This is a genomic window from Bacillus sp. AFS029533 (assembly GCF_002585125.1).
In the GTDB taxonomy this organism is placed as follows: Bacteria; Bacillota; Bacilli; order Bacillales; family Bacillaceae_G; genus Gottfriedia; species Gottfriedia luciferensis_B.
Window position 1 is genome coordinate 82,833 of the sequence record NZ_NUQC01000022.1, and the last position, 23,728, is coordinate 106,560.

The 23,728-nt window shown below is 30.6% G+C and carries 21 protein-coding genes; all 21 read right to left on the reverse strand.

The window, feature by feature from the left end; all coding sequences use genetic code 11:
• Window positions 1-9: 9 nt before the first annotated feature.
• The gene (locus tag COE53_RS13575) at window positions 10-2,190 is read right to left on the reverse strand and encodes a CDP-glycerol glycerophosphotransferase family protein (protein WP_069035417.1); all 2,181 of its coding nucleotides are present in this window, start codon (window positions 2,188-2,190) and stop codon (window positions 10-12) included.
• A gap of 1 nt (window position 2,191) precedes the next feature.
• The gene (locus tag COE53_RS13580) at window positions 2,192-3,328 is read right to left on the reverse strand and encodes a glycosyltransferase family 2 protein (RefSeq protein ID WP_098948257.1); all 1,137 of its coding nucleotides are present in this window, start codon (window positions 3,326-3,328) and stop codon (window positions 2,192-2,194) included.
• Between the two features lie 492 nt (window positions 3,329-3,820).
• Window positions 3,821-4,831 (reverse strand): dTDP-glucose 4,6-dehydratase, encoded by a 1,011-nt coding sequence (gene rfbB, locus COE53_RS13585; protein ID WP_098948258.1) that lies wholly within the window; start codon window positions 4,829-4,831, stop codon window positions 3,821-3,823.
• Window positions 4,832-4,834: 3 nt separating this feature from the next.
• Window positions 4,835-5,695 (reverse strand): dTDP-4-dehydrorhamnose reductase, encoded by an 861-nt coding sequence (gene rfbD, locus COE53_RS13590; RefSeq protein WP_098948259.1) that lies wholly within the window; start codon window positions 5,693-5,695, stop codon window positions 4,835-4,837.
• Window positions 5,696-5,700: 5 nt separating this feature from the next.
• Window positions 5,701-6,261 (reverse strand): dTDP-4-dehydrorhamnose 3,5-epimerase, encoded by a 561-nt coding sequence (gene rfbC, locus COE53_RS13595; RefSeq protein WP_098948260.1) that lies wholly within the window; start codon window positions 6,259-6,261, stop codon window positions 5,701-5,703.
• Between the two features lie 18 nt (window positions 6,262-6,279).
• Window positions 6,280-7,158, reverse strand: a complete 879-nt coding sequence (rfbA, locus tag COE53_RS13600; RefSeq protein WP_069035422.1) for a glucose-1-phosphate thymidylyltransferase RfbA — start codon at window positions 7,156-7,158, stop codon at window positions 6,280-6,282.
• Window positions 7,159-7,371: 213 nt separating this feature from the next.
• The gene (tagU, locus tag COE53_RS13605) at window positions 7,372-8,325 is read right to left on the reverse strand and encodes a polyisoprenyl-teichoic acid--peptidoglycan teichoic acid transferase TagU (RefSeq protein WP_483295433.1); all 954 of its coding nucleotides are present in this window, start codon (window positions 8,323-8,325) and stop codon (window positions 7,372-7,374) included.
• A 151-nt stretch (window positions 8,326-8,476) separates the two neighbouring features.
• Entirely contained in the window at window positions 8,477-9,475 is a 999-nt protein-coding gene (galE, locus tag COE53_RS13610; RefSeq protein ID WP_098948261.1) for a UDP-glucose 4-epimerase GalE, read from the reverse strand.
• A gap of 114 nt (window positions 9,476-9,589) precedes the next feature.
• The gene (locus COE53_RS13615; protein ID WP_098948262.1) at window positions 9,590-11,320 is read right to left on the reverse strand and encodes a phospho-sugar mutase; all 1,731 of its coding nucleotides are present in this window, start codon (window positions 11,318-11,320) and stop codon (window positions 9,590-9,592) included.
• 129 nt (window positions 11,321-11,449) lie between these two features.
• Window positions 11,450-13,009: a lipopolysaccharide biosynthesis protein gene (locus COE53_RS13620; protein WP_098948263.1), complete on the reverse strand. Its 1,560-nt coding sequence runs from the start codon at window positions 13,007-13,009 to the stop codon at window positions 11,450-11,452.
• Between the two features lie 506 nt (window positions 13,010-13,515).
• Window positions 13,516-14,340: a LicD family protein gene (locus COE53_RS13625; protein ID WP_098948264.1), complete on the reverse strand. Its 825-nt coding sequence runs from the start codon at window positions 14,338-14,340 to the stop codon at window positions 13,516-13,518.
• 93 nt (window positions 14,341-14,433) lie between these two features.
• Window positions 14,434-15,576 carry an EpsG family protein gene (locus COE53_RS13630; RefSeq protein ID WP_098948265.1) on the reverse strand — a complete coding sequence of 381 codons (1,143 nt, stop codon included), beginning with the start codon at window positions 15,574-15,576 and terminating at the stop codon, window positions 14,434-14,436.
• Between the two features lie 22 nt (window positions 15,577-15,598).
• Window positions 15,599-16,699: a glycosyltransferase gene (locus COE53_RS13635; protein ID WP_098948266.1), complete on the reverse strand. Its 1,101-nt coding sequence runs from the start codon at window positions 16,697-16,699 to the stop codon at window positions 15,599-15,601.
• Between the two features lie 17 nt (window positions 16,700-16,716).
• Window positions 16,717-17,682 carry a glycosyltransferase family 2 protein gene (locus tag COE53_RS13640; RefSeq protein WP_098948267.1) on the reverse strand — a complete coding sequence of 322 codons (966 nt, stop codon included), beginning with the start codon at window positions 17,680-17,682 and terminating at the stop codon, window positions 16,717-16,719.
• Window positions 17,675-18,190 (reverse strand): acyltransferase, encoded by a 516-nt coding sequence (locus tag COE53_RS13645; protein WP_098948268.1) that lies wholly within the window; start codon window positions 18,188-18,190, stop codon window positions 17,675-17,677. The genes COE53_RS13640 and COE53_RS13645 overlap by 8 nt, the downstream gene beginning before the upstream one ends.
• A gap of 59 nt (window positions 18,191-18,249) precedes the next feature.
• Window positions 18,250-19,308, reverse strand: a complete 1,059-nt coding sequence (locus tag COE53_RS13650) for a glycosyltransferase (RefSeq protein WP_098948269.1) — start codon at window positions 19,306-19,308, stop codon at window positions 18,250-18,252.
• Between the two features lie 143 nt (window positions 19,309-19,451).
• Window positions 19,452-20,093, reverse strand: coding sequence for a sugar transferase (locus COE53_RS13655; protein WP_286162577.1), 642 nt, complete (start codon window positions 20,091-20,093; stop codon window positions 19,452-19,454).
• Window positions 20,094-20,166: 73 nt separating this feature from the next.
• Window positions 20,167-21,048, reverse strand: a complete 882-nt coding sequence (galU, locus tag COE53_RS13660; RefSeq protein WP_098948271.1) for a UTP--glucose-1-phosphate uridylyltransferase GalU — start codon at window positions 21,046-21,048, stop codon at window positions 20,167-20,169.
• Between the two features lie 339 nt (window positions 21,049-21,387).
• Window positions 21,388-22,161: a tyrosine-protein phosphatase gene (locus COE53_RS13665; protein ID WP_098948272.1), complete on the reverse strand. Its 774-nt coding sequence runs from the start codon at window positions 22,159-22,161 to the stop codon at window positions 21,388-21,390.
• Window positions 22,158-22,853: a CpsD/CapB family tyrosine-protein kinase gene (locus COE53_RS13670; protein ID WP_098948273.1), complete on the reverse strand. Its 696-nt coding sequence runs from the start codon at window positions 22,851-22,853 to the stop codon at window positions 22,158-22,160. Before COE53_RS13670 ends, COE53_RS13665 begins: the two co-directional genes overlap by 4 nt.
• A gap of 1 nt (window position 22,854) precedes the next feature.
• Entirely contained in the window at window positions 22,855-23,574 is a 720-nt protein-coding gene (locus COE53_RS13675) for a YveK family protein (RefSeq protein WP_098948274.1), read from the reverse strand.
• Window positions 23,575-23,728 lie beyond the last annotated feature (154 nt).

Consider the following 23,728-nt stretch of genomic DNA (forward strand, 5'->3'; position numbering starts at 1 on the left):
CTTTTTGATTTATTTAATGTTCTTCTTAGTTTTGAAATTGTGATAAGACGTTTCAATTGCTTCAAATATTCTCTTTGAATTATTTGTGTCTTTATATTTAAATATTTTTCTCGAATTTTGTTGATATACTTGATCTGCTGTAAAATCCCTATTTGAGATTTTAATGATTTCATCAAGCAACTTTTCTTCATTATTAACTATAATTCCTAGATCACTATATTTAATTTGTTCAGTAGGTGCATGATGATTTTTATGTGGATCAAATTGATAAAATACTACTGGTTTATTCATATAAAAGAAATCACTTGAAACTGATGAGTAATCAGTCAATAATAACTTCGATTCTTTTAGTAGATCTGAAACTTTGGCATCTTTTTTTAATAAGAATTCAATATTTGGATGTTCTACAATAAAGTTTTCCAAGAACCGTTGCATCTGATGATGAATATAGAATTTAACCTGAATATTTTCCTTACTAATAAAATCTTGAAACTTTTTATTTGATATTAACTTTTTATACGTCTTAAAGTATTCCGAATTAGAGAATTGTTTTTTATTTATTTTAAATAAATGACGTCTCCAAGTTGGCATAATTAATATTTGTCTTTTCGTAATCGCATCATGTAAATTATCAAATCTAGCTAAACCGGTTACTTCAACTTCATCGCTTGGATAGTTTAGAGTTTCCATAATAATTTCTTTTTCAAATTCTGAACTAGCTATAATTAAATTTTGTTGATACTTTTTCTTGGATAAATACGGAGAAATATTATGAATAATAACGCCATGCTGGATACATACTTGAAACTTGTTCTTTAATTGCTCTCTAAATCTTGAGGTGAAATATTTTGAAGGATTTGGAAAACCACTTTCACTAAATGTCCAAGCACTAACATATACATCCGCTAATAGTGTGTAAATTTTATGTTTAAAGGAAGAGTGATGAATAATATTTCCTAATTTAGCTACTTTATCATAATGCGGAGAATTTTTTTCAATTATATAATAGATTTTCCTATTTGGATATTGCTCTCTACAATACTTAAAAAAGAAATATCCATTATCTTCAGCTTGATCGGCTCTTTCACAAACTAACCAAACCACTTTATTTAAATATAGAAGTTTATAGAAAGATACAATTAGAAGTAATAAATATTTAAATATTAATCCTTTTACTTTGCGCATTGCAGGTTTTACTATACGTAATGGTTTCGTCATTTTCCATGTTAAGTCTTCACTGGGATCGCCTGGATGCTTCTCTAAATAGTTACTATATTTATTAGCCGTATGATATTGGTATCTCTTACTCCGGAACAACTTCATATAACTAATGGCTTCAGTATATTTGTTCATGTTTAAGATTGCAAAAAATCCTTTATAGCCTTCTAGTTTTATATTCTTTAAGGTTTCAGGTAAATTTACTTCTTTTATTATTAATTGTAATAGTTCTAATAATTGAATTTGAATCTCTTCATCTATTTCATCGACAAATATCTTTTTATCAACTAAAAATATTAGTTGCTTAATTAATATACTATATGCAAATTTTTGAAGATCTTTATCGGATTCTTCTCTTATTTTTACAAACAAATAGTTAATTTCTTGAAATTGATTATGAATATACTCGTCATTAATCTCAGTATTTTTAATTGCTAATACATCATTCGTTCCAATATTTTTATTTGTAAAATATTGCCTTAATTGAAAATACTTTAATTCAAAATAATTAAACTCTTGAATTTTATTTTTTACAAAATAGTCCTTTAAGGTAATAGTTCTCATTAAATTCATACTCATTAGATCTGAATAAGTAAAATCATTCATATTTACTGGCTTCACTTCTAATTTTTTTGTATTTTCAGTAGGAAAAATGCAATCATATTTACCAGAATCAGCTATTCTTAAAAGTACTTCTAATAACTGCTTATTTATTTTAGTTTTTCGATCATAAATGAAGACATATTTGCCATTTAGGTCATTTGGCTTCAATTTTGTATTTATTACACTTAGGTCATTAAACTGATGAGTTAATGTTTTCTCAGTCTCTTCATTCAGTACTTCATTTTCAGTATTAAAAAGGATTAATTCAATTTGATTTTGTTTAATACTTTGATCCTTAACTGAATTAATACAATCAAGAGTTTGATTGATTTCCTCTTTTACAAATGGAATTATGATGCTAATTTGCAACTTACGACACCCTCTTCACAAGTCTGATAACTTTTCTTAATGGACTGGTCACTTTCCAAAAATTACTATTTCTTATTTTTGATGACTTTTTATAATCTTTCTCTAGTTCTTTGCTTATTTTAAACCACCATCTTCTAGAAATTAATAAAAGATTATAATCTAAAGCTTCCACGATATGACCAGAGCTAATTAAACTAATAATTGGTTCCTCTACTTCCATATATTCCTTAGTTATATCTGAATCATATCCTACCGCTACATCTTTTATTAAATTTAATAGATAATGTTGTTGATCTTTTGTTAACTTCTTAAAATCCGCATCTCCAATTTTCCAAAAAATAGATCTAAACACATTTATTTGAAAATATTTAAATTCTTTTTGTGTAAGTAAAGGTTTAATAATTAAAGCCGATTTTACATCGTTTTCTACAGTACTAATAATATCTCTTTGTGTTAGAGATAAATTTTTCTCATCATTTCTTGCTCGATATAAATAAATTACTTCAGGAATATAACTGAACTTTTTGGCTTTAGAGAATAATTGAATGTCATAATATTTGTCTTCACCATTTTTCATACCTTCAATAAAATTTATTTTATTTTTTAATAAAAACTCAGTTTTAACTAACTTTAAAATAATTGCTGTTTTAACTTGATAGAAAAATGGAACATTATCAATATTTACATCTATATATTTCTTTTGTAATTGGTATTGCTTAAATGTAACGTGTTCATGCCTACGTTTAGTTTCATCATCAAAACTTTGCATCTTACCCATTACAAAATCAGACTCACTATTTTCAATTACGTTAATTAATCTTTCATATGCATCCGCAGGTACAATGTCATCCGGGTCTAAAAAGATTGTATACTTACCTGTGGCATTTTCTATTCCAACATTCCTTGGTTTACCTGGAGCACCAGAATTCTCTGTGAAATGAATTACTTTAAAATTTTCATATTTCGCAGCATATTCATCAATAATGATAGGGGTACGATCTGTAGAGCTATCGTTCACCATAATTACTTCTAAATTTTCATAACCAATCGTTTGGTTTAATAATGAATTTAAGCATTCATGAATATAATTTTCGACATTATAAATAGGTAAAATTACCGAGATTAACGGTTGATTCATCCCTTATCCTCCTTGAATTAAAATTTAATTTCTCATTAAAATAAGCAGTTTTTTTTAATCAGTTTTTAATGATATAACTAGTAATCTACGACATTATATTTTTCTGAAAAAACATAACATTAAGAATTATATTTGAGCATAAAAAAATTGTAAATTTCGCATAAAAAAAAACTTACAATTTTGTAATAGAATTGTCATTTATTGATATAAAATGTATTATAACATAAAAAAATGTTACTTATAAACGGTAAATAAAATTATAGTTAGAAAATGATTAAAAGAATCTTATTTAGGGATATTTACCAAAACATTAGAAAAAAATTGGAATTAACTAAGCTATTAGTTCTAGTTAAAATTACTCATAAACCACATATATAAAGAAGCCTAAATTACTATACTCTGAAATAAAAAAAGACGTTTTCAAATGAAAAGAAAACGTCTAAATTACTCTTATTATTTATAATGAAATTTCCTCATCAAGTTCATTTCTATTTATTTACCATATTGTTTTTCAAAATACTGTTTATACTCACCTGAAACAATCATTTCCCACCATTCCTTATTATCTACAAACCATTGAACAGTTTGAACAATACCGGTATCAAAATTATAAGTTGGTTTCCAGCCTAGTCTTTCTAGTTTACTTGGATCAATCGCATATCTTTTGTCATGACCTAAGCGATCTTGTACAAATTGGATTAATTCTTCAGATTTTCCAAGAGTAGATATGATTGTTTTAACAACCTCTAAATTTGTCCGTTCATTATGGCCACCTACATTGTAAACTTCTCCATTTTCTCCTTTATGCATTACTAGATCAATAGCTGAGCAATGATCAAGAACATGTAACCAGTCACGAATATTTTCACCAGTACCATAAACAGGAACTTTTTGGTCATTTAAAACTCGTGAAATTGTTAATGGAATTAACTTCTCAGGGAAGTGATAGGGTCCGTAATTATTTGAACAACGTGTGATATTCATAGGAAAGCCATATGTTTCATGATAGGCACGAACTAGTAAATCAGATGATGCTTTACTTGCAGAGTAAGGGCTATTCGGTTGTAGAGGTGTATCTTCTGTAAAAAAGGTTGTAGGGTCAAAATCTAGATCACCGTACACTTCATCTGTAGATACATGTACAAATTTTTTAACGTTTATCGCTTTTGAAGCATCTAGTAAAACTTGAGTTCCTAAAACATTTGTTGTCACGAATATACCTGGGTCTGTAATTGAGCGATCAACATGACTTTCTGCTGCGAAGTGAATGACATAGTCGAACTTTTCTTTTTTAAATAATGTCATGATTTCTTCACGGTTTGAAATATCAATTTTTGTAAAATGATAGTTTTCATTTTGTTCGATGTTTTTATGCTTTGTTAAGTCACCTGCATAGGTTAATGCATCTAGATTATATATAGAATAGGATGGGTATTTATTGATCATGTATTGAACAAAGTTTCCACCGATAAATCCGGCACCGCCTGTAACAGCTACTTTCATGTTTTACTGTACCTCGTCTCTTTTATTTAATTGAACTAAATATCTAGCTAATGCATCTTGCCATGAAGGTAAGGATTGAAAGCCATTCTCTACTAGCTTTTGATTTGATAATCTCGAATTTTTCGGTCTAGCTGCTCGAGTAGGATAATCTTCGGAGGCAATCGATTTTACTAAAGTTTTACTGTCGGTTTGTTTGAATATTTCTTCTGCAAAATCAGCCCAACTAGTAAAGCCTTCATTTGTTGCGTGATAGATTCCATATTTATCGGATTTAACTAATTCTACTATTAGTCTAGACAAATCAACTGTATAGGTTGGAGAACCGATTTGATCTCCGACTATATTTAATTCATCTCTAGTTTCTGATAACCTTAGCATTGTTTTAATAAAATTATTCCCATTAACCCCAAATACCCACGAAATACGAATGATAAAATAGTTTTCAATTAATGATTGAACAACTTTTTCGCCTTCATACTTTGTTAATCCATAATAACCGATTGGATCCGGTTGGTCATCTTCATTAAAAGGACTTTCACCTTTCCCATTAAATACATAGTCCGTACTAATATAAATGAACTTGGAATGATGATTTTTCGCAGCTTCAACTAAATATCTCGTTCCTTCAACATTTACATTCCAGCAATTCTCTTTATCATCTTCAGCTTTGTCTACCGCTGTATAGGCAGCACAGTGGATAATAACATCTGGTTCATATGAATCTACTAAAGAAAAAACTGATTCACTATTAGTAATATCAAGCTCTTGTCGATTGTAACCCTTAACATTTAAACCATGTCGTTCACACTCTCGAACGACATCATAGCCTAATTGCCCACCGTAACCAGTTACTAAAACCTTCATATATATTACTCCTTATAGAAAAAATTATTTTCAGCATCTTTTAATAATGGTGCGATTTTGTCTTTTGCGGATAATAATGGAGAAATATTAATTGGCCATTTCACCTGAATTACAGGGTCATTCCAAACAATGCCACGATCACATTCAGGTGAATATAGCTCATCAACTTTATATTGGACTTCCACATCATCTGTTAAAGTCATAAAACCGTGAGCAAACCCTTTTGGAATCAATAATTGTTTTTTATTTTCAGCACTTAAGTCGATACCGAACCATTTTCCGTAAGTCGGACTCCCTTTCCGAATATCGACAGCCACATCAAAAATGGAACCCCTTGTACAACGAACTAATTTCGTTTGTGCTTTTGGAGACAACTGATAATGTAACCCACGCAATGTTCCCTTCAATGCAGAAAATGATTGATTATCTTGAACAAAATTTAAATCGACTCCATAATCCTTCATTTTAGAATCATTATATGTTTCCATAAACCAACCACGGTGATCACCAAAAACAGTCGGTTCAATAACTACAATTCCTTTTATAAAAGTTTCTGTAATTTTCATTGATAATGACTCCTTAAGCTAATATTTAATCTCTCCATTTGCAACTTTTCGTAAATAGTTACCATAACTTGTTTTACTAAGCGATTCGCTTAAATGTAATAATTGTTCTTTGTTAATCCACCCATTAATATAAGCGACCTCTTCTGGAGCAGATATTTTAATTCCTTGATGCTCTTCAATTGTTTTGACAAAGTTTGTGGCCGACACTAAACTTTCATGTGTTCCAGTATCTAACCACGTGTAACCGCGACCAAGTAACTCCACTTCTAATTCACCCAAATTTAAATAAGCTTCATTTACAGAAGTAATCTCCAACTCACCACGATTGGATGGTTTTACGTTTTTAGCAATCTCAATGACACGATTATCATAAAAATACAATCCAGTTACTGCATAATTTGATTTCGGAGCTACTGGCTTTTCTTCAATGCTCAAAACTTTCCCAGACTCATCAAATTCTACAACACCAAATCGCTCTGGATCTTGTACATGGTAACCGAACACAGTTGCCCCATTTTCTTTCATCGCCGCTTTCTTTAAAATACTGCGTAACCCGCTGCCATAATAAATATTGTCACCTAATATCATCGCAACAGAGTCGTTTCCTATAAACTCTTCACCAATAATAAACGCTTGAGCCAACCCATCCGGACTAGGTTGTACTTTATATTTCAACGAAACTCCAAACTGAGAACCATCACCTAATAACGCCTCAAAACGTGGCAAATCCTCTGGAGTCGATATAATTAAAATCTCTCTAATACCTGCCAGCATTAAAGTAGATAACGGATAATAAATCATTGGTTTATCATACACAGGCAATAGCTGCTTACTAGTCACCATCGTTAATGGATAAAGTCGAGTACCACTACCACCTGCAAGTATAATCCCTTTTATCGCAAAGACCTCCTAAACATTTAGGAATATATATATTATTATGATGGTGGTTAAAGGGTTGTGTAGGTTAAATTCTTAGTTGATTTGAATGAAATGGTGAATTCAGTTGAAATCTTCGTAGAGGGAAAGTAGATTCCTAGGTGGAAAAAAGACATAAAAAAAGAACCACCGTTAAAAAGTCATCTTTTAACGGTGGTTCTTGAGAATTAGCTGTTATTTTGTTTCTGAAGGTAATTCTAAGTGCTGACGAAGATCATTCGATATTTTATCTTTTTCTTCTTTCGGAACAATAAAATAATAAATTTTATCAATCATCTTGCCTTCACCTTTAACTTGGGTCTTACTAATATTTTGCGCCGCCTGACGGTAATCCTTTTGAATCGAAACCATATCACCTAGAGTAATATTCGTCACAACATTCTTTTGGATTGCTTGTAAAATCGATTGATAGTTTGTTAAAGAAGAAATTGAAGCTCCCTTTTTAATAACCGCTTCAAGAATTTCTCTTTGTCGAAGCTCTCGACCAAAGTCTCCACGTGGATCTAACTTACGCATACGAGAGAACTTTAAGGCATCATCACCATTTAAATGAAGTGGTCCTTTCGTAAAATGTACACCACCATAAGTAAAGTCTAAGTCATTATTTACATCAACTCCACCTACTGCTTCAACAATATCCTTAAAGCCTTCCATATTAACTTCAAGATAATAATCAATTGGAATATTCAAGAAGTTTTCAACTGTATCAACAGACATTTGAATTCCACCAAATGCATAGGCATGGTTAATTTTATCTTCTTTACCTTTTCCAACAATCTCAGTTCTAGTATCACGTGGAATACTTACCATTTTTGTTGTATTTGTATTCGGATTAACCGTTAACACAATCATAGAATCCGAACGACCTTTATCACCAGGACGATGATCCACCCCTAATAGTAAAATAGAGAAAGGTTCTTTCTTTTCAACATTTACTTCTTCTTTTCGTTTATCTGTTTTCTTTATGTCTTTATAAATTGCGTCTGATGTTTTATTTACATTGTGGTAGATTGAATATGCATAACCGCCTATTCCTAAACCGATTAGGACTAGTACACTTAGTACGATTAATATTACTTTTTTTGCTGTGGACATTTTTTTAGATGAGCTTTTTTCTGATCTGGACAAGATTTTTCTCCTTTAATTAGGAATTAAATTTGTGAAAATTTAGCATTATTAATTTCTATCTTACTTGATTAGATATGTATTTGCATAATTTTTTTTTGTTAGTTTTTAGAAAAATAAAAAACACAACCTCCGAAAGAAGGTCATGTTAACTTCAGTTCATAATAAATTGTTTATATCCATTTGGATTCTTTTGATGCCATTTCCAAGCTGTTTCAATAATTTGCTCTAAAGAATATTTCGTCTCCCAACCTAATTCTTCATAGATTTTTTGAGATGAAGCAATTAGTTGAGCTGGGTCACCTTCACGACGGTCAGTAAAGATCACATTTGCATTTTTATCTGCAATTCGTTCACACGTTTGAATTATTTCATTAACAGAAAATCCTTTTCCATTCCCTAAATTGTATGTGTTATTTAGCTCACCATTTTCTAGTAAACTTGCTAGAGCTAAAATATGTGCTGATGCCAAGTCAGTAATATGGATATAATCGCGGATACATGTGCCATCTGGAGTCGGGTAATCACTTCCAAATACGCTGATTGATTCACGTTGGCCAAGTAAATGTTGAAGTACTAGTGGAATTAAATGTGTTTCAGGAGTGTGATCCTCTCCAATTAATCCAGTAGCATGTGCTCCCGCTGCATTGAAGTAACGTAGAACAACATAGCCTAAATCATATGCTTTATGGAAATCAGCCAGTATTTTTTCAATCATTAATTTTGATTGTCCATATGGATTGATTGGATTCGTTACTGTTTCTTCTGTAATAATATCAACTTCGGGAATACCATATGTTGCTGCAGTAGAAGAGAAGATAAATTTCTTTACGTCAAACTTTATCATATTGTCTAGTAATGTTAACGTCGCACCAACATTATTTTGATAATATTTTAATGGATTTGTAACGGATTCTCCTACTAAACTATAAGCAGCAAAATGCATTACGGCATCAATATTATAAGTTAAGAAAATAGTTTCTAAAATAGTTGCATCCCCTAAATCACCTTCAACAAAGATCGCTCGCTCATCTACTGCTTCACGGTGACCAGTAGTTAGATTATCTAATACAACTACTCCATAGTTTTGATCGACTAGTTCTTTAACTGTGTGACTACCTATGTATCCTGCTCCGCCAACGACTAGAATCATGAAAATCTCTCCTTTTTAGTTTCTTCTATAATAAGTGTAAGCCTAACCTCTAAGTCTCACAAAATAAAAAAAGCACAGGATCTTCATTTAAGATTATCCTGTGCACCAATTTTCTTACTTGTCAAAACGACTTAATAAATCTTTTTTCATTGCCTCTAATTTTTCAACGCTATTTGTTAACGAATTTCCTTTTACTCCGATATAGAATTTAATTTTCGGCTCAGTACCTGATGGTCGTAATGCACACCATGATTCATCAGATAGAATATATTTTAGTACATTCGATTTAGGAAGATTGATTTCAACAGTCGTTCCATCTTCAAGAATTGTTTTAGTACTTTCCTTATAGTCTTCAATTACTGCTACTTCAAGACTAGCAAACTCTTTCGGTGGGTTCATACGAAACTCATTCATCATTTGTTGAATTTGCTCTGCTCCGTCCTTCCCCCTCAATGTCATAGAAACTAAGTCTTCTTTAAAGAAACCATATTTTTCAAAGATTTCTAGTAAACCATCATATAATGTTTTACCTTGAGATTTATAATATGCAGCTACTTCACAAGCTAAAATAACAGATTGAACTGCATCTTTATCTCTAACAAAATCACGAACTAAATAGCCATAGCTTTCTTCATAGCCAAATTGGAACTTGTATTCACCTGTTTGTTCATATTCTTTAATTTTCTCACCAATAAACTTAAAGCCAGTAAGTGTATCAATCGTATCAATACCATAGTTTTGTGCTATTACTCGTCCAATTTCAGATGTAACGATTGTTTTTAACACAACGCCATTTTTAGGTAATATACCAAGTGCTTTCTTTTGAGATAATAAATATTCAAGCATTAATGCACCAGTTTGATTACCAGTTAGAATTGTAAACTCACCTTCAGAGTTGCGTACAGCAACACCTAAACGGTCTGCATCCGGATCAGTTGTAATTAATACATCGGCATTCACTTGCTCACCATACTGAATACTTAGTTCAAATGCCGCGTGCTCTTCTGGGTTTGGAGATTTTACAGTTGTAAAGTTTGGGTCTGGAAGCTCCTGCTCTTTGACTACAGTTACATGCGTGTAACCTAACATACTTAAACCATTACGAACAGGAATATTAGATGTTCCATGTAATGGTGAGAAAACAATTTTTAAATCTTTCGCATGTTTTCCAACAATTTCTGAATTTATAACTACGGTTTCTAGCTCTTCTAAATAAGCTGAGTCTACTTTTTCGCCAATCATTTCTAGTAAACCATTAAATAGTAAATCTTCTTTTGAAGCTACTTCTACTAATAATTCATCTTCAACTTGATCTACGAAGCTAGTTAATGCATCTGCTTCTACGGGAGGTAATTGTCCACCATCAGGACCGTATACTTTGTATCCGTTATATTCTGGTGGGTTATGACTTGCTGTTAGTACGATTCCACTGAATGCACCTAAATAACGAACTGCAAAAGATAAAACTGGAGTTGGGCGTAAGCTTTCGAATACATATGTTTTGATTCCATGTGCACCTAGAGTTGTTGCTGCTTCCATTGCGAATTCAGGAGATTTGTGGCGAGAATCGTAGGCAATTACTACACCTTGATGTTTTGCTTCTTCGCCTTGGTTCTCAATGAAACGAGCTAGTCCTTCTGATGCTTTTCTTACTGTGTAAATGTTAAGACGGTTTGTTCCAGCGCCTAGTTCTCCTCGCATTCCGCCTGTGCCGAATTCTAGGTTTTTATAGAAGCTGTCTTCTATTAGTTTTTCATTTGGTTTCATTTGTTCTAGTAATGATTTTATTTCATTGTCTAATGATGGATGGTTGTACCAATTGTTAAAGTGATTTTTGTAATTCATCTATATTTCCCTCTTCTATTTAAATAAAAAAGATCAATTGCCAACTCATTATAGAAGGACAATTGATTACTTGTATACTAGCTAGATTCATTATGATTAAAACATATTTTCTTTCAACTTAAGTAAGATTTACTTCCCTTGAAGCTCTTTTGGTATAAATCCCATTTTTTTCTTTAACTTTATAAATATTAAATTATTTATCACATTATAAAGATAACTATATTCATCAGTTCTACGGAAAAGTAACCAAAAAATTACATTAGGAACAACTAAACATACTATTAATTGAATTATAAAGTTAATAATAGTTATATTTCTAAAAACATTAGTTAGCGCCAATGTAATTATGCCAGTTAAAATAGTAATAATAGTGTATAAAATATATCTTCTAAAAAAGGGTAGTACAGAAGATTTAAAACCATATTTATAAAGAACATATGGCTCCACCCATAGACAAGTAGTCACGGTGCTAATTGTTGTCCCCATAAAAACTCCAAGCATTCCATATTGTTTTACTAACAATAATGAACCAACAAGATTAATGATTGATTCAAATATAGGTTTGTGTCTATCATACCAGTATATCCCCAATGCGTCTCGGAAAGTTAGAACTCCCTGTCTCATACCTGACAAATAAAAATTTAGAATTAATACTAGTACTATACTTGTTTTTAAAACAAAATGTTTACCAATCCATAGTTCTATAAATGGATTAATTAGAACCACTAAACAAATGGATATGAAACCAAAAATCCAAAAATTCATAAAAAATACCACATTAAATATGTGTATTTTTTTATCATTTGTCTCAGTAGCTCCTAAGTTTCCGACACTAGCAATTATAGACGTAAACACTTGTGATGTTACTAAATTTAAAGCATTAATAATAAGTTGATAATTTGAGTATAACCCAACTCCTACCAGCCCAACGAATTTTGAAATAATCAGACTGTCCGTGGAATTTACAACTACTCCACCTAATTTATGTGCAACCATAGCGCGAATGTTTCTAGTAATTTGATCAAATGTTGGTCGATCAACTTTTTGAATTTTTTTCTCTTTTAAATAAGGATACAGTTTATCAGCTTTTTTTGATACAACTACATTTTCAACAAAAGTAGCAATTAACTGACAAATTAGAAACAAGAGAAAGTTATGTGATAAATACAGGATTATAATCTGTACAATATTTAAGAGAATAAAAAAAGAATACCTATATATTGTTGCTATATAACGTTTTTGGTCAGTTATGATTAATGAACGCTTATAAGAATAAAAATAAGAGATTGATGTATTTATAACAAAAAGCAAGAAAATTAAATGTATATGTGGTATATTTGGAATTTTTTTAATAAATATTTCCAAAAATGACGTTAAACTAAAACCTATTAATAAAACTATTATTCCAATACAAATGTATGCTTTTTTATATAATCCCATTAAACTCTTTACTTTTTCAGTGTCTTTCTCCGCAAGCGGTTTGTATAGACTAAAAGTCATTGCTGGTCCTATACCAAGCTCAACCAAAGAAAGTATACTTAAAATGTTCGTAAAAAGACCGTTAAGACCTAAATATTCAGTTCCTAATACTTGAATAAAAACTATTCTAGCAAAAAAACTAACTAATAAACCTACAATTTGTCCTCCCATTGCAAAAATCAAATTTATTATTGAACTTCTTATACGCATATTTATATTTCCTTTAATATTATTTCAAAATTCAGTGTACAAATTTACTAAAATTATGAGAATAATTTACTTACTTTTAATAATATTAAAATATATTCAAAAAAGTCTAAAACAAAAATTTTATAGTTGATTCTCAGACATAAAATATGCAATATACACCTTTCTCTTTACTTAGTATCAATAGTCTCAATCAACACTATATAAAAAAGAAAAACTGCTAGTATTATAGCGGTCAAACAATTAACTGTCCAAAGCTAATGTTTAGAGTAGGAAAAAACAATCATACCTTCGAACCCTTTTATTTTTCAACAAAAAAACTTATCTAATGTTTATTAACAATTGCAGCTAATCAGCCAACTAATATACTTAGCATACTGCAAGAAGATAGAAAAAAAATCTACTTTCTTTACCGAATTTTAATATTAAAAACATAGATATCATATCTAATCTATAATAGTTCTAAACTTAAAATGAATTCATTTTTAATAGTCTTTTTATCTATTTAATCATTCGACATTATTATTCTCATTTAGGTACCAAGCATCAAAAGAATGATGTGTTATCTGTTTTTCTTTAGGTGGCAATTTCATGTAATCTCCATATAGTCCTGACAAAACCCCATCAAATCCAACCGGTGCTCTAAAAAATCTATCTTCAAAGGGTAACATAACATAACTTGAAAAATAATCTTTTTGCATGATTTCACCTTTACCATAAGTAAATGTTACATAGACACCACAATATTTACTTTTATTTATTTTTAAGGACGTTGCATCGGTATTAATCGATCTGATTATTTGACTTCTTTTATTAAAAACAGTAATTCCTTTCAATAAATACAATAGGCAACGCTTTAATATGCTCATCTTAAATTTTTTAGTATAATTTTTTACATTCAATAACTTTCTCCGAAGATCGGTAATCCTATTTTTTCGCATAATAAATTCGATATCATCACCTAAATCATCCAATGGAAAAATATCAATGTACACTCCTGCGTCGTAAGGATACGTGTAATTTTCTCTGATTTTTGTTCTTGTATCAATAATTTTTGCAAAAGCATACGGATAATTTTCTGTATTTTCAGAGTGTATTATTTTGTAATGGCTATTGTTACGATTAAAATTTTTCAACATATACTCATAACATTCTCTTGGAACAACTATATCTATATCATCATCCCATGGAATAAATCCTCTATGTCTTACTGCCCCTAATAACGTCCCAGCTGTTATAAAATACTTTAAATCGTTATCGGTACAATATTTATCTACATATTGTAATATATCTAATTCTAATTTTTTAACCTCGTCCAAACTAATTTTTCTCATCAGTAATCTCTTAATCTCCTTTGCAGTGCAAATCTAATAAGCTTTTCATCTTGGTAAAGCAGCTTTTTAATGGCAAAATTCCCCTCTTAACTCTCACTCCCAAAAAAATTCATAAGGGACTGTTCCATATAGTTCTGATGCACTTTTAAATCCAATCCAAATGAAAGCAACGAAGATAAAAATATAACATGACGATTTAATGAGAAATTTTAAATATCGATCAGGTATATTTTTTAACACTAGTGGAACATAAATATAAAACAGTGGAAGAAAATAGTAGCCAACTCGTGAAATTATATTTGACCTTAATGAAAACAATCTCAGAATGCTCAAAATGAGACAGGCATACATTAAAAAGTCATTACTGTATATCGAATAACTTTTATCATCAGGTAAACTTGTTCCTCTATTGGCTATGTTCTTTTTTATTACTACTATAAAAAGGTATCCTAATATAAACATCCCTAAGGGAAATGCAACACCATAGATACTTGTAGGGGTCAAATATCCCTCTGTTGTAGAATAAAGTGATAAATAATCTTTATGCTGTCCCAGTAGTTTTGAAAAAATTATAAAAATTTGATTATATGTCGCAGCAATAATTCCAGTGACGATTACAGTAATAAATAGCTGTATCCCTTTAAATTTTAATTTATCTATTGCAATAAATAAGAGTGCCAGAATAGCAGTATTATGAAAACTAGTAGCTAAAAAGACAAAAAACAAAAATATAACATAACGCTTCCATTTTAAATTTTTATTTTTTAGAAATTCCAATCCAATTAAAACAATACTTACTGCAATCGCTTGTCTAATTATATTAAGGTACATGAACCACATATTATTAGCAATTACTAGGAACGTGCTCATAAGGACATCTTCTGAATTTTTATAAATAAACCACCCTATAATTGCAAAAGATAAAACCGAAGTAACGATAATAATAGATTGTGGATTACTAGAGAATATCGCAATAGCTTTGTTGAAATAGAAATATCCAGCTTCATAGATACTATTGTCAGCAGAATCCCAACTCCAGGTCTGATATTTAATAAAGTTATTATAATAGTGGTCTGACAAATCAATTCCAACAGTATACTTTCTAAGCATAGAAATAACGGTTATTAATCCAAAAGAAAAAATAATAAAATACTTTCTTCTTTTTAAACTTCTATTCGGTTTTAATGCTATGCCCGCTAACATAATGAAAAATAGACTTAATATATAAATCGTCATCTTTGTTTCTCTTTTCTAACTTTTATAAAATTGAATTATAATATTGCAATAACTGACCTCTATGAGTTGACAAATTGTATGGGGAATCAAAAGCTTTTTTCTTTGCCTCTAATCTTTCATGAGGGATATCAGCTGTTAAATGTATTTTTTTTGACCACTCATTAGCTGAATACTCTAAGCTTAAATAATATATATTCGATGTAATTTTCACATCAGATGGTACTCTATCTGATGCAAAACATATTAATCCATTAGCCTGCGCTTCAACAAAAACTAATCCTAAGCCTTCGTACAATGAAGGTAAAAGAAATACATCCATTGCAGAATACAACTCATTTACATCGCTTTGATCTCCCATAAAAATGACCTTTTCAGAAATCCCAATTTTATTACAATACTGTATTACACTTTCCATCAAAGGCCCTGTTCCAATCCAAAGTAATTTGGTATTAGAACGGATATTATTTAATTGCGCAAAAATATCAACTAGAAAATATGGGTTTTTTTGTTCTGCCTGTCTACATACTGTACCAATTACAAAATCATCCTGAATGTTTAATTTTCTCCTAATCGAATTACGCAAATCAATATTAAAGCCATATTTTTTAACATCTATTGCATTAGTTAATATTTTAAATTGTCTTCTTTTAAAAATAGATTCACCGGCACTTTTGGAACAAGCTAAGTAATTATTTGCAAATTTAACACAAAGTGGATCAAAAATATTTGATCTAATCTTGCTTTTAAATGAAGTTGTTTCTTTTGGATTATGTGCATGATAAATTCTAATTTTCACATTTGATACTAATGCACTCCACAAAGCAATACATGCAAATGGTCCTGTTGTATTTACATGAATGATAGAGTAATTATTTTGCTTAAACAACTCTAAACAAAACTTTATATTAACATGACTTACTTTTCGGTTTACATCTGGCATAATGTAAATATTACCTTTATTATCTTGTATTTTTTCAAAATAAGGAGAATCGAAACTACTTAAAAGCAAAAAATCAACATAATAGCCATTTTTGATTAACTCATCATAGTGATTCATTATTACAGATGTAACTCCATTGCTTAATCTTAAATTTGGAACAACAAATAATAACGATTTACGCATATATAATCCTTCTTTTACTAATGTAATGTGGTAGAAATCCAGTTGGTGAACTTAAATCCAAAAAAAGTAGAGCATAAAGCTAATTTAACTTTTTTTCTTGCTTTTCTATCCTTCAGAACTTTAAGTCTATTAATTAAAATTTCTTTTTCAATTAATTTTCTATACGCTGAATGTTGATTATCCTTTGGTATAAATTTTAAAATTACAAAGCACAAATTTACATATCTACATAGTGCGGCATTTGATATTTGGTTACTTTCAAGAGATATCTCATTACAAAGTTTTTTCATTTCTGAGATAGTATTTATCATTCTTATGTTAAATTCCCCGCGCATTGCGCTATTTTTTCGAATTGTATAGTACATCAGATTCTGGTCTATATAATATACATTTTTGCTTTTATCAATTAGTCTGTATTTCATTTCTACGTCTTCAGCCACTATCATATTTTCGTTAAACTTTAAGTTTTTAAACAGACTCTTTTTATACAAACATCCAAAAATTGCACTTATATCTACACTGAAACTCATATAAAATAAATATTCTTTCATTTTTTTGGTTTCAATATGGGTAAACTGGCCAGTCTCTTTTGCTCGATGCAATGGATGTCCTTGTTCATCTACATATACATAGTTACAAAACACTAAATCAGATTGCTTTTCTTGCGCTACTCGTAATAGTACATCGATATAATTCTCATCAATGTAATCATCAGAATCGATGAAGGTTACATATTCCCCACTAGCGATTTTTAAACCTAAATTTCTAGCAGAAGATACGCCTCCATTATTTTTATGATAAACACTTACACGCTTATCAGACATAAATGATTCACATATTTTGCCGCCATTGTCAGGCGACCCATCGTTTATTAAAATGACTTCTATATTTGTATATGATTGGTTAAGTACACTTTCAATACATCTAAGTAACATCGATTCCTCAACCTTATATACGGGAATAATAATACTTACTTTATTCATAAATAATCACTCTTCTCTCTGAATGATCAATTTTTATCGTTTCATAATCGTAATTCAATTTTACGATTGAATTGGGAGCAATTTTTTTCGCAATCACACAACCTGCGCCAATAACACAATTATCACCTATTTCTGCACCTTTCAAAATTGTAACATTACTTCCAATCCAGCAATGCTTCCCTATTTTGATATCGCTAACAGAAAATCCTTGCTCCTTGATTTTCTTTGATGAATCTCTGAACCTATGATTATGATCATATATTTTAACGTTTTCACCAAAAATTGTATCTTCACCTATACTTACACTCTTTAAACTTGTAATGGAGCAATTATTATTAAAAAAACATCCCTTTCCTATACTGATTTTCCCCTTCTCTTCAATCAATAGATAAAAATGCCTTCTAAACGTTACATTGTTACTTATATCGAGTCTTTCTCCAAATATAAGTTTATAAAATTTTGTTTTAAATAGAGCCATTATATGGAAATAAATTTTTAAAACTCGCATTATTTCGTCCTCACACAACTTTCATTTATATAACCAATATCAAAGGATTCATTAGAAAATTAATCAAAGTAGCATTTTTTGTAAGAATTAATCATTTTGTTTAAGGTAAATTCCTTTTGAATCCTCAAATGGGAATTTTCACCATATTTGCTTATTAACTCAATATTTTCTGATAGTTCTTTAATATAGTTTTGAGCTTCAGTTATATCATTGAAAATACAACCATTGTATCCCTCTCTAACTAAATCTATATTACCAACAGAGTTGTTAACTATTAAAGGTTTACCAAGATACATAGCTTCTAAGACTGCAATTGGGAGTCCTTCCCATAGAGAAGTTTGAATATAAATATCAAAATCGGAGATCTGCTTTAAAGCTTGGCTCCTTGTTACCCAACCTGTGGTTCGGATATTCTTACTTTTTAACTCATGCTTCAAGGTTCCGTCCCCAATCCAAACAAAGTTAATGTTTGGAAAATTTTCAGCTAATTGATTAAACAGAATCGGATTCTTTTGAAACTCAACTCTTCCTACAGTACCAATCGTGATTTGTTTACCTTTTTCTTTGTAGGGATGAATTGTAAATAATTCTTTTTCAAGTGTTTCTGTGTCGATACCATTATTTATATTGATTACCTTCCGCGTAAGTTTTTGAACTTCTTTTTTTTCAGACTCGGATACTGCTATCACTACTCCTCCTAGTTTTGCAAGGCAAAATTCTGACAATCTAAATATTTCACGAAATACTTTTGATAAATCGAGCCTTAAAAACGAAAGACCATGGGGGTTGTAAAAAAGTTTCCCTTTGTACCTCCCTACAGTTGTAGCTAAACGACCTACAAATCCAGCTTTTGAAGAATGTAAATGAACTATATCCGGTTTCTTCTCTTTTAAGATTTTACTTAGTATCTTAATAGAACTAACTGACTTTTTTAAACTCATATCTAGTTTTATAAAATTAATCATGGGATTAAAATCATTTTCAAAATTTTTAGGAGTTTCTTTTCTTTCAGAATAAATAATAGTAACTTCATGATTTTTTGCCATTTCATTGCATAAATCTACTAAGAAACTATAAACACCGCCCCCAAATGATTCAACCACTTGATATATCTTCAAAATACTGAACCCCTTTCTAAAACAAAAAAGAATCTATCATCCTATCGAATATATTAATTCCTAAGCACCGCAGAATACTTTTATCATTAATAATCACTGATAAATATATAAAAGCGCATTTTGATTTTATCTCACTTAATCTTTTAATACGCACCTTTCCGCATCAATACATGCAAAACTGTTAAAAATAAAATTTTAATATCTAAATAGAGAGACTTATTTAGTACGTAGTACAACTCTAGATCTACCCTCTCAGGATACCCTACATTACTTCTACCACTTATCTGCCAATAACCTGTTGCACCTGGCTTTACAGACAAAAATTCACTAGCCTTTTTTCCATACTCTAGTAATTCCTCTTGAACTACTGGTCTTGGACCAACCAGACTCATTTCACCTTTTAGTATATTTATAAACTGTGGAATTTCATCTAAGCTTGTTTTTCTAAGAAATCCACCTATCTTTGTAATCCGAGGATCTTCATGCGGTTCTAGCTTGTAATTATTTAATAAATATTTCTTATACAAATTTTCATTAGATTTCAATTTATTTTCAGCATCCGTTACCATAGAACGAAACTTATAAATGTGAAATACTTTTCCATTTTGACCTACTCTCTTTTGCTTAAAAATTGCAGGTCCATTCCAATCTTCTAATTTAATAATAATAGCAATTACTAAAAATACTGGTAGTAGTAAGAAAATCCCACTTAACGCACCTAATATATCCATTAACCTTTTTATGACTAGGTATTTTTTGTTTGTAGACCTTTCTGTAGTTTGAATTACAGAGAAATCTTGATTTACATTTTCCTTTACAACTTCTCTACTTAATTGCAAACAACTTACCCCGTTTCTTTTATTGTTTTACTTTCTGATTGTCGAGAATCATGTCCATAAATTCCAAAAGATCGGACTTTAAATCTTCATGTTTTAAAGCAAACTCAATTGTTGTTTTTATAAACCCTAATTTCTCTCCAACGTCATGGCGTTTCCCTTCAAAGTCATATGCAAACACACGTTGAATTGAATTTAATTTTTGAATAGCATCTGTTAATTGAATTTCACCACCTGCACCAATATTTTGTTCTTCTAAATACATAAAAATTTCAGGTGTAAATACATAACGACCCATGATTGCTAAATTAGAAGGCGCTGTTCCTGGTGCTGGCTTTTCAACAAAGTTTTTTACTTCGTATCTTCTACCCTCTTGCATAATCGGTTCAACAATGCCATATCGATGTGTTTCTTCTTCTGGTACTGTTTGAACACCAATTACTGAAGAATATGTATTGTCATATTGGTCCATTAACTGCTTTAATCCTGGTGTTTTAGCTTCAACAATGTCATCACCAAGTAAAACTGCAAATGGTTCATTCCCAATAAAATTACGAGCACACCATACTGCATGACCTAATCCTTTTGGTTCTTTTTGTCGAATATAATGAATGTCGATATTAGATGGAGCTTTAACCTGTTCTAATAAGGCATATTTTTCTTTTTCTAATAAATTTTGTTCTAACTCAAATGAATAATCAAAATGATCTTCAATTGCGCGTTTTCCTTTACCTGTTACAATAATGATGTCCTCAATACCTGATTCAATTGCTTCTTCAACAATGTATTGAATTGTTGGTTTGTCTACAATTGGTAGCATTTCTTTCGGCATTGCTTTTGTTGCAGGTAAAAAGCGTGTCCCTAAACCCGCTGCTGGTATAATTGCTTTTCTTACTTTCTTCATTATCTAAGTCCCTCCATTGCTTTCCCCAAATTAATAAAGTTTCCACTTCTAAATTCATGTGAATAAATACACAAGAAGAAACTCTATTTTCATTTAAATTAAATATAATTTAGGGCATCTAACCCCTCCTCACACTATACCTTTGACGACAAGCGTCTAAGCAGATCATTTCAAATTTGTCATTCCTTTTCTCGAATACACATAGCCCTTTAGTTTGAGTTATTTCATGGGATCTATTTGTGCACTAAGATAAACAGAAAACTAATCAATTTAATCATCTACCACAATATAACCGAGTACCCCCATTGATAACGGTAAGGAGATATCACCTATCATTTATTAGATTCCTAGTAAACGAACAAAAATATTTTGTTTTAATTTAAGAGGTTCTTCTGGATAAAGAATGTCTCCATTCACAATTGATTGAGCATTTTCCCTCATTTGAAACTCAGTATCGATTCCAAATTTTTCTCGGATGATTTCATACGCCCCAATTAATTCAAAATTCCGATTTTTCGTGTTGTGTGCATCTGATGCAATAGTATGTACCCAATTTGCCTCAATACATTTAAAAGCAAACTTTTGAATTTTTTTACCAAAATTACCAGTTATTGAAGAAGCAGTTAGTTGAGTTAATATACCTTTTTGGACAAGGTCAAAAAGAATATATGGTTCGTTTATAAGAACCTTGTTTCGTTCGGGATGAACAAGAATTGGTGTAATGCGGTTTGATTGCATCTCATAAAATAACCGATTTGCAAAATGCGGTATATGGGATGATGGAAGCTCGCATAATACATACCTTCTTCCATCATTAATTGAAACAATTCGATTTAACTCAAAGTCTTGAATCAATTCACCATATAGCCTTACCTCTTGTCCAGGTAGAATTGTTAAAGGTATATCTTTTTGTTTTAATATACGATTTAACTCTTCTACCTTTTCAAGTATTGTTTTTCTGTCTGTATTGTAACGTCCGTTCTGATGATGAGGTGATGCAACAATTGTATGAATTCCATTGTCCACAGCAGCTCGAGCCATATTAATACTATCTTCCATTGTAATTGGACCATCATCTAGGCCAGGTAAAATATGACAGTGAAGATCAATCATTTTTCGCTACCATAATAATCGTAATAACCGTCTTTATCCTGTTCCGCTCGGTTTAATACAACACCTAGGATATTTGCGTTTACTAGTGTTAATAGCTCTTTTGCTTTTTTAATTTTTTCTTTTGCCGAGTATCCTCTGCGGACAACTAAAATCGTTCCATCACATACTTGTGAAATGATTTGAGCATCAGTAACTGCTAACAATGGAGGAGCATCAAAAAGAATCACATCATATTGTTCATACATTTGTGCAATCAATTTCTTCATTTTCTCTGAAGATAATAACTCAGATGGATTTGGTGGAATAGGACCCGAAGTTAGAATTGATAGATTACTAATATCAGTTTTTTGGATAACGTCCTTTAAGGACTTTTCTTGCGCAATTGCAGTTGTTAAACCTTTAAAATTCTCTAATTTAAAATCAGAATGCAATTGCGGTTTACGTAGATCTGCATCTACTAAAAGTACTTTCTTTTCTTGCTGAGCATACGTAATAGCAAGATTGGCAATTGTTGTTGTTTTACCTTCTGATGGTTCAGAAGATGTCACTAAAATTGATTTTATTTTTTTATCGATCGAAGAAAATTGAATGTTCGTACGAACTGTTCGATATTGCTCTGCAAATGGTGATTTAGGGTTTGTTAATGTAATAAGAAATCTTTTTAATTTTTCTTTAGTCGTTTTTTTAACCATTTTACGCACCCTTTCCCAATTTTAAATTTATTTTTGGAGTGATCTTTCCCTTTGTTACTTCAGAAATAACACCTAGAATCGGTAACTCCAATAATTCTTCAAGCTGTTTTTCAGTCTTAACTGTGTTATCTAAAAACTCAAGTAAGAATGCAATACCAACCGAAATCATTAACCCAACTGCAAATCCAATCACAATATTTAATTTCTTATTTGGTTTAATCGGATTTTCACTTAAATCTGCTTTTGCTAAAACAGTTACATTATCTACACTCATAATTGTTTTAATATTAGCCTGAAATACACTTGCTATCGTATTCACAATCTTTTGCGCCTGCTCTGGATTAGGATCTTGTACAGAAACCGTAAATACTTGTGAATTTGCTTCGCTTGCAACTGTGATATTTTTAGTTAGTTCTGCAACCGTATAATCTAAATTTAATTGATTAATAACTTCGTCTAAAATAGCTGGACTCTTAATAACGACATTGTATGTATTAATTAATTGAACATTTGTTTGTACCTGGTTATTCTGATAAATCGAAGAATCTTTTGTTTCCTTTTGGTTAACTAATAATTGAGTTGAAGATTGATAAATCGGGGTTAAAAATAAATAGCTAATGACTCCTGTAACCACTGTGGCTACAACTGTAATACTAATTATCATGATTAGACGTTTCTTAATAACGCCGAACAATTCCTGTAAACTAATCGTCTCTTCCATCATTTCCTCCTAATAATCTAACTGTTTATTATTCTATTAAAATATCCCCACATATTCAACAGTGCCTAGTATAACAATTACTTAACAAAAAGTTAAGTAAAAATTAATCTAGATATAGGGAAATTTGGTTAAATTTCCCATAAAACAAGGTATT

What these genes read in the sequence shown, in the direction of transcription:
- COE53_RS13580 (WP_098948257.1), bottom strand. Translation starts at nt 3,328, where the DNA reads ATGAATCAACCGTTAATCTCGGTAATTTTACCTATTTATAATGTCGAA.
- rfbB (WP_098948258.1), bottom strand. Translation starts at nt 4,831, where the DNA reads ATGAAAGTAGCTGTTACAGGCGGTGCCGGATTTATCGGTGGAAACTTT.
- rfbD (WP_098948259.1), bottom strand. Translation starts at nt 5,695, where the DNA reads ATGAAGGTTTTAGTAACTGGTTACGGTGGGCAATTAGGCTATGATGTC.
- rfbC (WP_098948260.1), bottom strand. Translation starts at nt 6,261, where the DNA reads ATGAAAATTACAGAAACTTTTATAAAAGGAATTGTAGTTATTGAACCG.
- galE (WP_098948261.1), bottom strand. Translation starts at nt 9,475, where the DNA reads ATGATTCTAGTCGTTGGCGGAGCAGGATACATAGGTAGTCACACAGTT.
- COE53_RS13615 (WP_098948262.1), bottom strand. Translation starts at nt 11,320, where the DNA reads ATGAATTACAAAAATCACTTTAACAATTGGTACAACCATCCATCATTA.
- COE53_RS13620 (WP_098948263.1), bottom strand. Translation starts at nt 13,009, where the DNA reads ATGCGTATAAGAAGTTCAATAATAAATTTGATTTTTGCAATGGGAGGA.
- COE53_RS13625 (WP_098948264.1), bottom strand. Translation starts at nt 14,340, where the DNA reads ATGAGAAAAATTAGTTTGGACGAGGTTAAAAAATTAGAATTAGATATA.
- COE53_RS13630 (WP_098948265.1), bottom strand. Translation starts at nt 15,576, where the DNA reads ATGACGATTTATATATTAAGTCTATTTTTCATTATGTTAGCGGGCATA.
- COE53_RS13635 (WP_098948266.1), bottom strand. Translation starts at nt 16,699, where the DNA reads ATGCGTAAATCGTTATTATTTGTTGTTCCAAATTTAAGATTAAGCAAT.
- COE53_RS13640 (WP_098948267.1), bottom strand. Translation starts at nt 17,682, where the DNA reads ATGAATAAAGTAAGTATTATTATTCCCGTATATAAGGTTGAGGAATCG.
- COE53_RS13645 (WP_098948268.1), bottom strand. Translation starts at nt 18,190, where the DNA reads ATGCGAGTTTTAAAAATTTATTTCCATATAATGGCTCTATTTAAAACA.
- galU (WP_098948271.1), bottom strand. Translation starts at nt 21,048, where the DNA reads ATGAAGAAAGTAAGAAAAGCAATTATACCAGCAGCGGGTTTAGGGACA.
- COE53_RS13665 (WP_098948272.1), bottom strand. Translation starts at nt 22,161, where the DNA reads ATGATTGATCTTCACTGTCATATTTTACCTGGCCTAGATGATGGTCCA.
- COE53_RS13670 (WP_098948273.1), bottom strand. Translation starts at nt 22,853, where the DNA reads ATGGTTAAAAAAACGACTAAAGAAAAATTAAAAAGATTTCTTATTACA.
- COE53_RS13675 (WP_098948274.1), bottom strand. Translation starts at nt 23,574, where the DNA reads ATGGAAGAGACGATTAGTTTACAGGAATTGTTCGGCGTTATTAAGAAA.